Source organism: Pricia antarctica, assembly GCF_900101815.1.
GTDB classification, from domain to species: domain Bacteria; phylum Bacteroidota; class Bacteroidia; order Flavobacteriales; family Flavobacteriaceae; genus Pricia; species Pricia antarctica.
Genome location: NZ_FNAO01000006.1, coordinates 329,018 through 343,901, shown reverse-complemented (window position 1 = coordinate 343,901; position 14,884 = coordinate 329,018). Strand labels below are relative to the sequence as shown.

Here is a 14,884-nt window from a genome sequence, read left to right as displayed (position 1 = left end):
TACCTTAAATCATCATTTGATCAGCTCTCCTATTTTTTCAAGGCCCTCGCCATTATAATCCGACTTTTGTAGCGCTTGGGTAAATTGGACGATTTTGGCTGGATTCATGTTTTTGCCCAAAACCCTTACCAACATAAAACCTTTCTCGTCGCTGTCACCGTAAATGACCACCTCATCAATGGCATCCTCAGCACCCAAGTAGGTGATTGTGGCCTTGCCGTAGCTTGTATTTATCTTCATGAGCTCGTTAAACTTTTTCTGCTGCAAAATAGATTTTACTTTGGCCTTTTCGGTTTTGAATTCCGCAACATTGTCATCCGTTTTTTTGAATGCCAAAACATTGAGCTTGCGTAGAGACTGCAATGCATCTTTTTGCGCTCCCGTCAAATCGGCCTTTGTCATGTTCAAGAGACTGACAGGCAAATCGACGGACAAAAAATTCGGGTTTGAAGAATTCTCTACATAGTACTCCTGTAGGCTTTGAGTCGAATTACACGCAGCAAAGGCCAACAAAAACAGCGTATAGATGCTTAGTCTTATAGTTTTCATATTGATATTTTCAGATTATTAGGGAAAGTCAAGGGTCTTCAATGGCTGCGCTCATTGTCCTCCGCAAAAGCGTCTGCCTATTTCCTGCTTGCTTGATTCAGTTCTTTTGGCAGCCCCATCTTGTTGGTTAGCGCCCCGATTTTATTCAAATCTATATTCCCTGTCATGGAAACTAAAATACTTTCGAATTTTCGGTTCTTGAATCCGATTTTGGGGTTGTCAATATCGGATACAAACAGTAATAGTTCGCTGACATGGTCCTCGTCTTTTCCCTCCTTAACGTAGAGTTTTACTGTGGCATCTTTATCTTTTACTTGCATCAGTTCCTCTAAGGTCGAAGCTTTCAAATAGTGTTTAACAGTTAGGGCCATATCTTCTGAGATATCGGCATCCTCGGTTATAAAAACCTTGATGCCCTCCAGACTTTGGGCAATGTCCGCAAAATCCTGGGATTCTTGGTCGTTTTGATCGAAGGCCGCAATACTGCCCGCAAGTTTGATCATGCTTTGGTTTACGGTTACCGAACCCACATTATCCATGGAGTCATATTTATCGAAAACGGATTGTGAAAAACCGAAGAGCGGCAAAAGCGCCAAAGCGAAGATTACATTTAATTTTTTCATGACTATTTGTTTTTCACCCTGAATGTATTTCAGGGCCTGATTAATGATTATTAATTGATGATTAAAATGAAACGAATTATTAATTATGTACTGTGGCGACTGAAGCTTTTTACGTAACTTGGTTTATATGGTTCAACATGCCATCACCTCCTGCAACTACCAACCGCAAATGCCTACCGACTCCCCGCTTTCTTCAACTGCTTCCCACCGGGCAAGTCCATTTTATCGGTCAGTTTGGCGATTTCCTGTAAATTGATATCCCCAGTTAGCGATAACAAAACGGTCTCTATTTTTCTTCCATCGATATCGATATCGGCTTCTTGAAGGCCCGTTACGAACATGAGCAGTTCTTTTACATGGTCGGCATCTTTACCTTCCTTGACATAAAATTTTACATTGGAACCGCCATCCTTGACCCGCATCAATTCTTCGTAGGCCGAACCTTTTAGGCGTGTGGTCACCCAACTGTCAATATCCTTTGAAATTTTGGCATTCTCGGTAGTAATGACCTTAAAACTGGTAATCGAATTCACCAGCTTAAAAAAATCCGCCGCTTCGGGATCATCGCTGCTGACACTCATTTTGCCGAGCATCTGGAACATCTTCGGCTGCATGGCCACAAAAGTGACCTGATCACTGTCTTCATATTTATCGAAAATATCCTGGCCAAAGCTTACGATGGGCAAAAAGGCCAGTACGGTTAGAATAATTGTCTTTGTCATGATTTCTAATTTATTTTGTTATTGAGGGATTTTATTCGCGCTTGCTATTTAATTAGTTTTAGTAATGTGATTTTTGTCAGTTATCCAAAAAACGGTTGGTGTTCTTTTCAAATTCTTCTAAATATACTATTTGCCCTGCTCCTTTATTGAAATTGATAGATAGTAGGGACAAAGCTTCTTGCGCGGCCGCAATTTCTTCTTGGGTGTACTCATCTTCCAAGGTACTTGAAGCCATAGATGTTTTGAAATAGGCCCCGACCAAAAGTAATACGATGGCTGCGATAGAAACCCAAGAGTACCAAATTCTTCGAGATGTACCGGTTTTTGGCTTCAACACCTCTTTCGTAAACCGCTCTTCTTTTTCTTTGGAAAAATACTGGAACATTGGAGCATACTGCTCTAAATGTTCCGCGACCGTATCTTGGGAAAAATAAGCACGCAGATCCGCTTCTTCGAAGGCCGTAGTGTCGGCCTCGAAATATTTTTCCAGTAATTGTTCTATTTTATCTGTTTTATACGATTCCATAATTATGTTTTTTTGTCAATTCTTCCCGGACCGCTTTCCGTGCCCGGGATAAAGCTACTCGTACTGCGGTAGGCTTCATTTCGAGCATTTCCGATATTTCCTCGTACTCGTACTGCTCCACATCTCGCAATTGTAATACCATTTTTTGTTGCTCGGGCAGTTCCTCCATAATTTTCTGTACCCAGGAGACACTATCGGTCGCCTCCAGTTTTTTATCCAGCGAACTATCGTTGTCCGTATAATTGCTGTGCACCAATTTCAGATTTGCCGCCTGTTTGGACTTCAGACGGTCCAAACAAAAATTCTTGGTCATGGTCATGGCGAAGGCTTCTACATTGTTATATCCTTCCATTTTCTTGTTTTTCGACCACAATTTCAACAGGACTTCCTGAGTAGCATCCTCCGCCTCCTCCTTCGAAACCAGCAAACGTTTGGCCAGTCGAAACAACTTATCCTTAAAAGGCATTACGATAGTAAGAAATTCCGTTTGTTGCATTTTGAGGTGCGCCTGATTGTTTTTTGATTGATGTGATCGTTCTACATAAGGAAGACGAAGTACAACGATTTTTGTTACAATAAATTTTAATTTCCCTGAAATGTAAGTAATTTAGGCAACCTTATACTAAATGCTTACGTATATTAGGATGTAATAAATCCATGCCATCCCCCGATTAATAAGTCATTTTCTTTTTCTTTGGAACGTTACTTGATTTGGGGATGTATCACATAATCCACGATACTCTTCCGCTATGAAAAAGTATATGAAATCTCTTTTAGTATGTATTGCCATGGGACTGTTCTTGACGAGCTGTTCCAATGATGATAATATCTTGCCGGATGTCGAACCGGAGCAGGAAAAGCCGCAACCAGCGGAAACAAAAACCGCAGCGGATTATCCCGTTCAGAATTTTATGTGGCAGGCCATGAATCTTTTTTACTTCTGGCAGTCTGATGTACCTAATTTGGCGGATAATAAATTTTCTGATTTGGAAGACCCAGATTATATTTCTTTTTTAGACTCCGAAGATAACCCGACCGATTTTTTCTACAAGGACCTAACTTACCAGCATGAGCAATCGGTCGGAAATAATGCCGCAATTGATCGGTTTAGTGTGGTCAATGAAAATTATAAAGATTTGGTAAACGCGTTACAAGGCATTTCACAAAGTAATGGCCTTGAGTTTAATCTGTACCTGAATGACGACGGTTTTGGGGTATATGGTGTCGTTACTTATGTAATGTTAAATTCCGATGCATCTACCAAAGACATTAAAAGAGGTGACGTTTTCGTAGGCGTTGATGGCCAAAATCTGAATATTGATAATTATATCAGTTTATTGTTCGGGGATGCAAGTAGCTACATCTTGAATATGGCCGACATTGCCGGAAAAGATATTGTGAATAACGGCAAAGCCATTTCTTTGGATAAAATTGTTGACTTTTCTGAAAATCCCATTCTTGTCCATAAAGTTATCGAACAAGGTGATAAAAGAATTGGTTATTTGATGTATAATGGCTTTCTGGCGGCATACGATGATGAACTAAATGATGTTTTTGGGGACTTCTCTGCACAGGGCATTGATGAACTCATACTGGATTTCCGATATAATCCGGGGGGAAGAGTATCCTCTGCCGTGCAAATCGCCAGTTCAATATATAAAGCGGATACTACCGCGATTTTTATTCAACCTAGTGTCAATAAAAATCTACAGGATACTTTTTTTGGACAGCCCGATAAATTTACCAATGTTACTATTGATTCCGAAACCCCGCTGAACGAACTTGGTCTCAATCGCGTATACGTGCTTACCAGCCGTTCTACCGCATCTGCCAGCGAGTTGGTAATAAACGGATTAGAGCCTTTTGTCGATGTCGTACAAATCGGGACCACAACAACGGGTAAAAGTGAATTTTCCTATACTTTGGTAGATGATCCTCAAGGTGCTTTTCTCTACGACCCCCAGCGGATACAGTTTATCAATCCCGACAATCAGTGGGCACTTCAGCCTTTATTAGGGAAAAATGCGAATGCCGACGGCTTTTCTGGCTATGAAAACGGACTTGTGCCTGATTTCGAAATAAGGGAGGACATTGAAAATTTAGGGGTTCTCGGTGATGAAAACGAACGCATGCTAGCGTTTACGCTTTCCGTCATTACAGGCAACACGGCAAAAAGTAGCTTTCAAGCTGTTTTATCTGTTGATTACCTTACCAACTCAAAAATGTTTAAACCCGCTGGTGATAATATGTTTATGGATGGTTTGATCAAACCATCTGCTTTAACATCCATTCAAAAATAAATTGATGTTTTTTTCGTTGTACCGTCTAGGAGGATCGACCTTTCATCCTTAAAATACAACCCATCATCGAAAAAGCTATGCTTAACTATTTTAAAACAGGGGTGATTTTATCCCTTTTCCTATTGTCCTCTTGCGTAAAAGAAGACGATTTATACCTCTCTGATACCGTAGAACCAGATCCCGATGCAGGGGTACAGGTTCAGGATTTTATGTGGAAGGCCATGAATTTCTGGTATTTCTGGCAAGCCGATGTCGAAAACCTGGCGGATAACCGATTTCCAAATACTACTCAAGGTACAGCAGCGTATACTGAATTTCTGGCCTCCGAAGACGATCCCGGTAAATTTTTTGAAAACAAATTACAATTTAACGAAGATCGTTTTAGTTTCTACAGTGACGACTATGTAGAACTGACACAATCACTTTCGGGTATTTCGAAAAGCAATGGTATGGAATTCGGCCTCGTTCGTATTCCTAATAGCAACGACATTATAGGCTATGTAAGATATATCATTCCCAATTCCGATGCCGCTACAAAACCTATTCACCGGGGAGACCTTTTTACGGGAGTCAACGGTACTACCCTGACGGAATCGAACTATCGAGGTCTGCTCTTCGGTAACAGCGACACCTATACCCTGAACATGGCTACTATAGTGGATAATACACCGGTACCCAACGGAGAAGAAATTACCTTAACAAAACAGAAGGACTTACAAGAAAATCCCGTTTTTCTTGACAAGATTATTGAAACCAACGGAAAAAAAATTGGTTATTTGGTCTATAACAGTTTTACCAATGAGTTTGATGAACAGTTGAATGACGCTTTCGGTCGGTTTAAAACCGGCGGTGTGACCGATTTGGTTTTAGACATGCGCTATAATCCCGGTGGTTCTGTGAATACTGCTCGCCTACTTTCGAGTATGATTTACGGAACAAATACCAAAGATGTTTTCTTAAAAGCCAGATACAATGATAAATATCAAAAAATTCTGGAAGACAAGAAAACCGATTTGCATGACTATTTTGCGGACAAGACTGGTAAAGGAACTGCAATAAACACCTTGAAACTTTCCAAGATCTATGTTTTGACTACTCAGGGCTCAGCCTCTGCTAGCGAATTGGTCATTAATGGCCTCGAACCCTATATGGATGTCGTGCAAATAGGTGAAAAAACCCGTGGTAAAAACGAATTTTCGGTCACCATGGTCGATGATCGGGAAAACAACTATCTCTACAGCCCGAAACGCGTAGGCAAAATTAAGTCCAATAACCGATGGGCCATCCAGCCTCTTTTGGGACGCAATGAAAATGCGGACGGATTCTCCGATTATACCGCAGGACTACAACCTGATATCCCATTAAAGGAAGATTTGTCCAACTTAGGTGATTTAGGTGATTTAAACGAGCCACTCTTGGCCAAGGCCATTCAACAAATCACGGGCACCGTCTCCGCCAAAATGGATTTTACGGTAGCCTTGCCCATGGAAACCATCACCAGTTCTAAGTTGCAAACCCCTATGGGAGATACTATGTATGTTACGGATTTGCCGGTGATTAGATAGATTCTATTTGATATACAGATGGCTGGTGATGAAACGCTAGAAAAAAAGGGTGGCTATGCGCACATAGATCACCCTTCTTAATTGAACTTATCTTGAGTCCTGTAAACTTTACTATTTTACCGCGGAACCGTTGAAATAGATCGCTCCGGGATTAATGCCAACTTCCTTAGTAGTTACAAGCGAATTATCAGATAGGTCATAAATTTCCAATGCCCCTTTGCTGGCGAAATCCTTGGCATCCGCGCCGTAAAGTTTTCCATCCTTTACCGTCATATCGTAAAAACGGGTTCCTGTAATCGTTGCTTCCCCCGGTAATGTCATACTTGAAACATCCATCTTAAAAATACTTCCCGCTACGCTATAATATAAAAGACCATCTTCATAAGCCAAGTATCCGGGATGTTCCGTCGAGGAGAACGCATACGTCTCGGTAACGGTATTATTGGACGTATCGATTTTATTCAGTTGACCAGCGGTTTCATCTTCCGTGTAGGCAGGCTTTCCACTGGAAAGTATCCAAAGGTTACCTTCTGCATCCAACTGTAAAGAATTAGGGCCTTCTGCGACCGTGATGGAATCTGCTACGGTATCGGAAGTCGCGTCGATCCGAATAACGCTGGTATTAAAATTATAACCACCCTCTAAAGCAACATAAATGGAATTATCCTTTACTAAAACACGCTCGGGACCTTCCCCAACCGGAATTTTTGTTGCGACGGAATTGCTTTCCAAATTTATGACGGCTACAAAATCGTCGTCGGGATTTTCTGGGTCTCCCCAATTGGACACATAGCCCTTTCCATTGGCAATCGCCATGTAACGGGGATTTAAAAATTCAGACTTACCGGGACCTCCGATGGTGGCGATAGATTCAAAAGTGTATCGGTTCACTATCTCTATTTTTTGGGAATAACTGACTACGATGTATCCAAAATCTCCATCAAAAGCCATACTCTGTGCCGTATCGCCCCAAGCATCTACCCCGTTAGCAGTATTGAAAATAGCATTCTGCACTTCGCTCAAATCATCGGATATAAAGCTTACCGAGGCGTTTCCATTAGTAATACCGCCTTCGTTCACGACTATAATTCCGTTTTCATAGGCCGCGGAATCGGTACCGGGTTCCGGCAAGACCGGTGCGCCATCATCGGTGCTACATCCTGTCAATAACAAAGCGGCCGCAACCGTGCTCAATACGAATTGTTTTAATCTCATCGTTTTAAAAATTTAGAAGTAATTGGGTTTGAATATTTCTGTTGGGCATGGGGCGCAGGGCCACATTTTCGTAATAGGTATTAAAAAGATTGTTCAGGGTCAAGCCAAGACTATATTGTAATTTTCCTTTCAATTTTTGTGAATACGTGATACCTGCATTGGCTACCTGATAGCCTTCGAGCTCTCCTCCGATTATGGATACCGGACCAGTATATAAGTGCTGATAGAAAAGGCCAACGTGTGACAGATTATAAGCGATAGAGGCATTAGCCTTATGGAACGGCACATAGATCAGCTGTTTATCGGTCGCCAGGTCTTCGGAAACCGTATAGGCATAGTTTGCCTTGAATTCGATATTTTGTTTTCTTTGGATGGGATAGGCCAGCGCTAATTCGCCTTCCAGCCCATAAATACGAACTGCGTCTATGTTGGATGGCGACCAGATATCCGATCCGTTTGGAAGCCATCGAATCATATCATCGGTGGCGATGTAGTATCCGTTTAAGTTGAATCTAGCTGCTCCAAATTCTAAACGCTGCCCTAAATCGATCTGGTACGAACTTTCGGGTACGAGGTCAAGGTTGCCGCCGGGTTTCCAATAAAAATCGTTGAAAGTAGGCATCCTGAAATTTCGGGAAGCACTTAATTGCAGACCATAGTGATCCCCTACCGTATACTCTCCATCCAAGGAAAAAACAAGGGGACTTGAAAAATCGGATGAGAAATCTTTTCGGAGTCCAAAATTATAAACAAAAACCTCTGAAACCTCGTGTTTTAGTAGGGCTGTCAAAGAAACATCATTACGCTGTGGGTCACCAAAACTACTACCACCGCCTTTAAAATGATTATACTCCAGAAAGGAGTTTAACCGAAAGGCATCGGAGAGCTTTATGTCATAAGCGTATCGGGCTAATAAAGTGGTCACGTTTCCCTCGGAGAAAATAGCGGAGTCTTTGTTCTCAAAATAGTTGAAACCTTCATAAAGATAGGCCAGCTTTAGTTTTGAGGTAGATGTTTTGCCCAAGCTTACCCATTCCAGTTGGGTGCGATAGTGATTATCTTCATATCGGCTCCTACCCTGTGTAACCAGATTACCGGAAAGGTTTCGATCTCCGATAAAGCTTTGATGATATAGGCGCAGCAGATTCTTATCTGACAGCACATATCCGGCATTAAAATTCAGGGTGACATTTTGGAATTCCCCATTGCGGTTCCTGTTATCCGTTTCCAGATATTTATAATCATTATCCGATGTCGTGTAATTGATTCCGAAATTATGTGACCATCTTCCGTTTCCAAAATTTTGGCCGTAGTTTACTTTTTTGGTATCAAAGCTCCCGTACCCCGCCAGAATCCGGTTGTCAAAATGGGTTTCGAATCGGAGGTCGTTGTTCAGGTGCACACTGCCACCGATCGCCCCGGTACCGAACTGAACGCTGCCCCCACCACTACGAATGTCTACCGAACTATAGTTAAAGGGATTGATGGTGTTGAAATCTACCTGTCCGTTCAACGGGGAATTGATATTAATGCCGTTCCAGATTACGGCGGTGTGAGAGGCATTGGTGCCCCGAAAGGCTGGGGAAGATACCATCCCAAAGCCGTTTTCCTTAAAATAGAGGTTGGAATTGAATGCAAGCAGCGCCGTTAAAAAAGTGCCGCTTCGTTGTATCGTGCTATCCTTTAAACGGCTCAACTTATGCCCTTCGGTGTAATTTTTTAAGCGGGTGTCGGATACGACCACTTCATCCAGTTCCCAGAGCGGTTTATCTTGGGCGGATACATGTCCGGATATAGACAATAGGAATGCTATGGCGGTTATGGCGCGTTTCATCGTTTGTAAACCCTTATCCCGAAAGTTTGACAGTATTTGATGAACCTGGCAGGTCTCCTGACTTATTTTATAGCATTTGACCTTCCCATCCGCTGAGGCGGACAGTGGTCTGAAGAAATACTATCCCTTGTTCGGGGTGCCAATACATAACTGCCGAAAAGCAGTTAGGGCAAAAACTTACAGTTGCGGGAACAGTTCCGGATTCTTTGATGTCCGATTGCGGAATTACGATCGTACTATTTTATGTTGTACCTCGTATTTTCCATCTCGTACCTCATCCCACCGGATTCCCTTTTAATCCCATCACCTCAAAATGGGGATAGAAACCAAAATTCACGGCGAAAGTAAACATTACGATTCATCTTTCAGCGTTAACTTGAAATAATACTACTTTTGGATGCACCAAATTTCCAGATTTGAAAAAAGTACTTCTTTTGATCTTTCTTATTTCTTTTGTTTCCTGTAAGGATGAAAAAAAAGAATCCCTTCCGACCCTACCGGTTACGCAAACTTCTACAATCAACTATGCCAAAGGCTTTTCCATAGAAAAATCGGATTCCGGACTGACCATCATCAAAGTAGCATCCCCATGGCCAGATGCTAAAACAGCTTTTACCTATGCCCTGATTCCCAAGAAAAAAATGGCGGCGATGACCTTGAACAAAGATGAATATGATGCCGTAGTCGCCGTACCCGTCGAGCGGATTGTCGTCACATCGACCACTCATATTCCCGCATTGGAAGCATTAGGCGTCGGCAATCGGTTGGTCGGTTTCCCGAATACGAAATACATATCCTCCGAAGCGACTCGAAAACGTATCGATGCGGGCCAGGTGAAAGAACTCGGCAACAATGAGGCCATCAATACCGAAATGGTTCTGGAACTGAATCCCGAAGTCGTAGTCGGCTTTGGCGTTGATGGACAGAACAAAGCTTATAGCACCTTGCAACGGGCGAATATTTCCGTTGTATATAATGGGGATTGGACGGAAGAGACACCTTTGGGAAAAGCGGAATGGATCAAGTTTTTTGCTCCTTTTTTTAATAAGGATGTGAAAGCGGATAGCATTTTTAAAGGGATAAAAACTTCCTACTTGGAAGCTAAGGCCCTGGCCAAAACCGCTAACAAAAAACCGACCGTGCTTAGCGGCGCGCTTTATAAGGATGTCTGGTACCTGCCCGGAGGAAACAGTTGGATGGCCCAGTTCTTTAGCGATGCCCATGCGGATTACTTATGGACGGACACTCAGGAAACAGGAAGCATTTCCCTTAGCCTAGAATCCGTTTTCGAAAAAGGGAAGTTAGCAGATTTTTGGATATCCCCAGCACAATTCACTTCGTATAAAGCCATACAAGGCGCCAACCGCCATTATCTGCAATTTGATGCATTCAAAAACCAAAACATCTATTCGTATGCCGGAAATACAGGGGAAACGGGTGGGGTGCTGTATTACGAACTCGCTCCGCAGCGGCCTGATCTTGTTTTGAAAGACCTCATCCATATCTTTCATCCCGAACTGTTACCCGACCATGAACTTTTCTTTTTTAAACCCTTGGATTAATTGAGAAGTCGAAAAACATATCGTCTTTCCTTTTCGCTGCTACTGGCCGCCCTTGTGGTCTGTTTTGGGTTGAATATCAGTTTGGGTTCCGTCTCCATTCCCTTTTCGGAAACCTTCAGCACATTGGTCGGCGGAAATCTTGAAAACCGATCGTGGGAATATATTATTTGGAATTATAGGATTCCCAAGGCTTTCACAGCCATTTTGGTCGGCAGCGGCCTGGCCTTAAGCGGACTATTAATGCAGACCCTGTTCCGCAACCCGCTCGCGGGGCCCTTTGTACTGGGCATCAGTTCCGGGGCGAGTTTGGGGGCCGCGCTGCTTATCATGGGCTCCTCATTATTTTCGGGATTTATGGCCTTCGGACTCCTAAACGACATTTCATTGGCCATCGCCTCAAGTATCGGAAGTTTTTTGGTACTGTTGGGCGTGATGGTCATCGCCGCGAAAGTTAAGGATACCATGGCCTTATTGATTATCGGCCTTATGTTCGGCAGTATTACCGCGGCCATTGTAAGTGTGCTATCCTATTTTACCGATGCGGAAAAGTTACAGCAATTCATCTATTGGTCCTTTGGAAGCGTAGGCAACCTATCTTGGGCGCAACTATCTATTCTATTGGGGATTATTCTAATCGGAATTCTCTGCAGTATTTTGTCGATAAAAGCTTTGAACGCCTTTTTATTAGGCGAAGATTATGCGCGAAGTTTGGGCGTCGACCTTAAAAGATCCCGCTATCTTATAATTATGGCGACCGGACTGCTGGCCGGAAGTGTAACGGCATTCGCCGGCCCCATCGCCTTTATCGGACTGGCAGTTCCCCACCTGACCCGACAGATTATCAGCACTACGGACCATAAAATTCTAATTCCGGCCGTGCTGGTCTACGGTGCGATTCTGATGTTGCTCTGCGACACCGTGGCGCAATTTCCGAATTCCGCCAGCGTCTTGCCCATCAATGCGATTACCAGTATTTTAGGGGCACCGGTCGTGATTTGGTTGCTGGTGAGGAAACGGCGGATGATTTTTTAAGGTAGAGAAAACGTGTGGAGTTCCGTTTTGAATTTTTGTTATGAGTTATGAGTTATGAGTTATGAGTTATGAGTTATGAGTTATGAGTTTTAAAAAGGATGAAAAATTAAGGCTTACCTTGGAAGTGGCGGATTTAGCGATCGGTTACAAATCCGCTGTTATTGCCAAAAATATCAATTTCAACGTGTCGGAGGGCGAACTGATGGCCATTGTCGGGATAAACGGCATCGGGAAGTCTACCCTGTTACGGACTTTGGGCAATGTACAGCCGAAATTATCGGGAAGCATCAAAATAGAGCAAAGGGAACTGGAAAATTATCCCGCTTTAAAACTGGCCGCCAAAATCAGTCTGGTGCTGACCGAACCCATCGCCTCCAAAAACATGTCAGTTCTCGAATTGATCGCACTCGGTCGGCAGCCGTATACGAATTGGCTTGGCAGCCTATCCAAAGAAGACCGAACGAAAATCAAGGAAGCCATTTCCATGCTCCAATTGGAAGAGCTGCAACACCGAAAATGTTTTGAACTCAGCGATGGGCAACTGCAGCGAGTGATGATTGCACGTGCCTTGGCGCAAGACACCACAATCATTTTACTGGATGAACCGACCACCCATTTGGATCTTTACCATAAAGTGAAGATTTTGAAACTCTTGAAATCCATCGCCCATCGGACCAAAAAAACCATTGTCTTTACTTCCCATGAAATCGAAATGGCCATTCAGTTATGCGATAAGATGGTACTGTTAGATAGAAAGAACAATCCCTTCGGGCAACCTTGCCATCTTATTGAACAAGGGGCGTTCGAGGCCCTTTTTCCGGGAGATGCTGTCTCCTTTGACGCCTCGACCGGTTCTTTTCGAATACAAAAATAAAATCATTTCCGCGGTCAAGGCTGCGAAACGCGGGGAATCTACTACGTGCATTTGCAGGATAGCTCTTACATAGAGTTGCATAGAGTACCGCAGAGATACACTGAGGATTCAATACCAATCTTGTATCTTTATCCCAAACCTTTTCACCACCAATGAACGACTATTTAACATACCTTCCAATAAGTCTTATATGTTTGGCCGTAGGCTATATTCTGGGCAACTACATCCAAATCCTGAAAACCAAAACTACTCAAGGCACGCTCGAAGAACGAGAACAACAATTGAAAAACAATATCACGGTATTGAATCAACGATTAAGCGATTCCGAAGCGCACAAAACCCACCTACAAGCTGAAAAAGAGCAGCTGGGCAACCAGATTGTACGTTATCAAGCCGATCTCGAGAACCTACACGAAAAGAACCTTGAGCAAAAACAAGAAGTGGAAAAACTACAGGAAAAGTTTACCAAGGAATTCGAAAACCTGGCCAATAAGATACTGGAAGAAAAAAGTCTGAAGTTTACCGAGCGTAATGAAAAGAATATCAAAAATATCTTGATGCCGCTCAATGAAAAGATTCTCCTATTCGAGAAAAAAGTGGAGGAAAGTAGAAAGGAAAGTTATGGTATCCATCAGGCGTTACGGGAGCAACTGCTCAACCTGCAAACCCAAAACCTAAAGATTACCCAAGAGGCCGAAAACCTGACCAAGGCCCTTAAAGGGGATAGTAAGATGCAGGGCAATTGGGGCGAATTGGTGCTGGAGCGCGTGCTCGAAAAATCGGGACTGGAAAAAGACCGCGAATACTCCGTGCAGCAAAGTTTTCAACGGGAGGATGGCTCACGGGTATTGCCCGATGTGATCATCAATCTTCCGGACGGTAAAAAGATGGTCGTCGATTCAAAAGTATCCTTGGTCGCCTACGAGCGTATGGTGAACGCGGAGGACGAGTTTCGGGATAAATTCTTGAAAGAACATATCCTATCTCTCAGAAATCACGTCGACCAACTTTCCGCCAAAAAATACGAGGATCTCTATGCGATGGAGAGTCCGGATTTCGTATTGATGTTCATTCCCATCGAACCTGCGTTTGCAGTTGCTATAAACAATGACAACTCTTTGTACAACAGGGCTTTTGAGCAGAATATCGTTATCGTTACACCATCGACCTTATTGGCGACCTTGCGCACCATAGACAGCATGTGGAATAACGAAAAACAACAACGCAACGCCCTTGAAATCGCGCGGCAGGCGGGAGCCCTCTACGATAAATTCGAAGGTTTCGTAACCGACCTCACCAAAGTCGGAAAGAAAATGGACGATGCGAAATCGGAGTACGAAGGCGCCATGAACAAGTTGGTGGAAGGCCGTGGTAACATTGTCTCCAGTATCCAAAAACTAAAAAAAATGGGTGCGAAAGCTAAAAAGTCCATTCCAGAACGTATATTGAAACGGGCGGAGGAAGATGATAATGAAGAAATTGAGATTGAGATTGAGATTGAGATTGAGAATGAGATTGAGAAGTAGCAGTTGCCGTTGCAGTAAACAAACTAGTGAAATTCCGAATAATCCAAGTCCTAATACGTAAAGCTCTTAATATCCTGTAGTCCTAAAATCCTAAATAGTCCTAATTCAGACCACAACAAGAACTCATGAAAAAAGCAGTAATTATAACCCTAGGCGGTATCGCAGTCCTTTTTGCCCTAATTTACGCCTTCATCTATTTTGTAACCTTTAGCGATGGGATCCGAACGGGCGAACTCATTAAGATAAGCCACAAAGGCATGCTTGTCAAAACCTGGGAAGGCGAGATTAGCCAAGGTATCTCCGGGGCACAGATATTTTCATTTTCCGTGTTGGACAAAGATCAAGAGGTCATCGAAAAACTACAGGAGTACCAAGGGCAATACGTAAAACTGAACTATATTGAACGTTACGCCACCTTCTTTTGGCTGGGCGATACCAAATATTTTGTGACAAATGTCGAACAGGAAGAATCGCCACATTTCAGAAAGTAATATCTCGAATATATAAATTCCGAAATAGTCTGCCTGCCGCAGGTTCCAAATGCGGTGGACGAAAA

14 protein-coding genes and 1 riboswitch are annotated in these 14,884 nt (G+C 43.0%); of the genes, 7 read left to right on the top strand and 7 right to left on the bottom strand.

What is annotated here, in order from left to right:
* Positions 1 to 12 precede the first annotated feature (12 nt).
* The 5 genes from BLT07_RS13480 to BLT07_RS13460 form a co-directional block, all read right to left on the bottom strand.
* Complete coding sequence (locus BLT07_RS13480) at positions 13 to 549, bottom strand: DUF4252 domain-containing protein (protein WP_091869602.1); 537 nt, start codon at positions 547 to 549, stop codon at positions 13 to 15.
* A 77-nt stretch (positions 550 to 626) separates the two neighbouring features.
* Positions 627 to 1,172, bottom strand: coding sequence for a DUF4252 domain-containing protein (locus BLT07_RS13475; RefSeq protein WP_091869599.1), 546 nt, complete (start codon positions 1,170 to 1,172; stop codon positions 627 to 629).
* A gap of 173 nt (positions 1,173 to 1,345) precedes the next feature.
* On the bottom strand, positions 1,346 to 1,894 hold the full coding sequence (locus BLT07_RS13470) for a DUF4252 domain-containing protein (protein ID WP_091869596.1): 549 nt from the start codon (positions 1,892 to 1,894) through the stop codon (positions 1,346 to 1,348).
* Positions 1,895 to 1,970: 76 nt separating this feature from the next.
* The gene (locus BLT07_RS13465) at positions 1,971 to 2,420 is read right to left on the bottom strand and encodes a FecR family protein (protein ID WP_091869593.1); all 450 of its coding nucleotides are present in this window, start codon (positions 2,418 to 2,420) and stop codon (positions 1,971 to 1,973) included.
* On the bottom strand, positions 2,407 to 2,916 hold the full coding sequence (locus BLT07_RS13460; protein WP_091869591.1) for an RNA polymerase sigma factor: 510 nt from the start codon (positions 2,914 to 2,916) through the stop codon (positions 2,407 to 2,409). Before BLT07_RS13460 ends, BLT07_RS13465 begins: the two co-directional genes overlap by 14 nt.
* 253 nt (positions 2,917 to 3,169) lie before the next feature.
* Between BLT07_RS13460 and BLT07_RS13455 the strand changes: the two genes are divergently transcribed.
* The gene (locus BLT07_RS13455) at positions 3,170 to 4,720 is read left to right on the top strand and encodes a S41 family peptidase (protein ID WP_091869588.1); all 1,551 of its coding nucleotides are present in this window, start codon (positions 3,170 to 3,172) and stop codon (positions 4,718 to 4,720) included.
* A gap of 77 nt (positions 4,721 to 4,797) precedes the next feature.
* Positions 4,798 to 6,285 (top strand): S41 family peptidase, encoded by a 1,488-nt coding sequence (locus BLT07_RS13450; protein ID WP_091869587.1) that lies wholly within the window; start codon positions 4,798 to 4,800, stop codon positions 6,283 to 6,285.
* Positions 6,286 to 6,396: 111 nt separating this feature from the next.
* Here the strand turns inward: BLT07_RS13450 and BLT07_RS13445 are convergent, their stop codons facing one another.
* Complete coding sequence (locus tag BLT07_RS13445; protein WP_091869584.1) at positions 6,397 to 7,500, bottom strand: YncE family protein; 1,104 nt, start codon at positions 7,498 to 7,500, stop codon at positions 6,397 to 6,399.
* A gap of 4 nt (positions 7,501 to 7,504) precedes the next feature.
* Entirely contained in the window at positions 7,505 to 9,334 is a 1,830-nt protein-coding gene (locus BLT07_RS13440; RefSeq protein WP_091869582.1) for a TonB-dependent receptor plug domain-containing protein, read from the bottom strand.
* A 30-nt stretch (positions 9,335 to 9,364) separates the two neighbouring features.
* Positions 9,365 to 9,680, bottom strand: a riboswitch (cobalamin riboswitch).
* A gap of 70 nt (positions 9,681 to 9,750) precedes the next feature.
* Between BLT07_RS13440 and BLT07_RS13435 the strand changes: the two genes are divergently transcribed.
* The 5 genes from BLT07_RS13435 to BLT07_RS13415 all read left to right on the top strand — a co-directional run bounded on the left by BLT07_RS13435 (position 9,751) and on the right by BLT07_RS13415 (position 14,819).
* Positions 9,751 to 10,896 (top strand): ABC transporter substrate-binding protein, encoded by a 1,146-nt coding sequence (locus BLT07_RS13435; protein WP_091869580.1) that lies wholly within the window; start codon positions 9,751 to 9,753, stop codon positions 10,894 to 10,896.
* Positions 10,897 to 11,928, top strand: a complete 1,032-nt coding sequence (locus BLT07_RS13430) for a FecCD family ABC transporter permease (RefSeq protein WP_091869577.1) — start codon at positions 10,897 to 10,899, stop codon at positions 11,926 to 11,928.
* An 82-nt stretch (positions 11,929 to 12,010) separates the two neighbouring features.
* Positions 12,011 to 12,802 (top strand): ABC transporter ATP-binding protein, encoded by a 792-nt coding sequence (locus tag BLT07_RS13425; protein WP_091869573.1) that lies wholly within the window; start codon positions 12,011 to 12,013, stop codon positions 12,800 to 12,802.
* A gap of 152 nt (positions 12,803 to 12,954) precedes the next feature.
* Complete coding sequence (rmuC, locus tag BLT07_RS13420; RefSeq protein WP_091869570.1) at positions 12,955 to 14,328, top strand: DNA recombination protein RmuC; 1,374 nt, start codon at positions 12,955 to 12,957, stop codon at positions 14,326 to 14,328.
* Positions 14,329 to 14,453: 125 nt separating this feature from the next.
* On the top strand, positions 14,454 to 14,819 hold the full coding sequence (locus tag BLT07_RS13415) for a 6-phosphogluconate dehydrogenase (RefSeq protein WP_091869568.1): 366 nt from the start codon (positions 14,454 to 14,456) through the stop codon (positions 14,817 to 14,819).
* The last annotated feature ends 65 nt before the right edge of the window (positions 14,820 to 14,884 follow it).

Coding starts and splice junctions, on each gene's coding strand:
- BLT07_RS13480 (WP_091869602.1), bottom strand. CDS start 549: ATGAAAACTATAAGACTAAGCATCTATACGCTGTTTTTGTTGGCCTTT.
- BLT07_RS13475 (WP_091869599.1), bottom strand. CDS start 1,172: ATGAAAAAATTAAATGTAATCTTCGCTTTGGCGCTTTTGCCGCTCTTC.
- BLT07_RS13470 (WP_091869596.1), bottom strand. CDS start 1,894: ATGACAAAGACAATTATTCTAACCGTACTGGCCTTTTTGCCCATCGTA.
- BLT07_RS13465 (WP_091869593.1), bottom strand. CDS start 2,420: ATGGAATCGTATAAAACAGATAAAATAGAACAATTACTGGAAAAATAT.
- BLT07_RS13460 (WP_091869591.1), bottom strand. CDS start 2,916: ATGCAACAAACGGAATTTCTTACTATCGTAATGCCTTTTAAGGATAAG.
- BLT07_RS13455 (WP_091869588.1), top strand. CDS start 3,170: ATGAAAAAGTATATGAAATCTCTTTTAGTATGTATTGCCATGGGACTG.
- BLT07_RS13450 (WP_091869587.1), top strand. CDS start 4,798: ATGCTTAACTATTTTAAAACAGGGGTGATTTTATCCCTTTTCCTATTG.
- BLT07_RS13445 (WP_091869584.1), bottom strand. CDS start 7,500: ATGAGATTAAAACAATTCGTATTGAGCACGGTTGCGGCCGCTTTGTTA.
- BLT07_RS13440 (WP_091869582.1), bottom strand. CDS start 9,334: ATGAAACGCGCCATAACCGCCATAGCATTCCTATTGTCTATATCCGGA.
- BLT07_RS13425 (WP_091869573.1), top strand. CDS start 12,011: ATGAGTTTTAAAAAGGATGAAAAATTAAGGCTTACCTTGGAAGTGGCG.
- rmuC (WP_091869570.1), top strand. CDS start 12,955: ATGAACGACTATTTAACATACCTTCCAATAAGTCTTATATGTTTGGCC.
- BLT07_RS13415 (WP_091869568.1), top strand. CDS start 14,454: ATGAAAAAAGCAGTAATTATAACCCTAGGCGGTATCGCAGTCCTTTTT.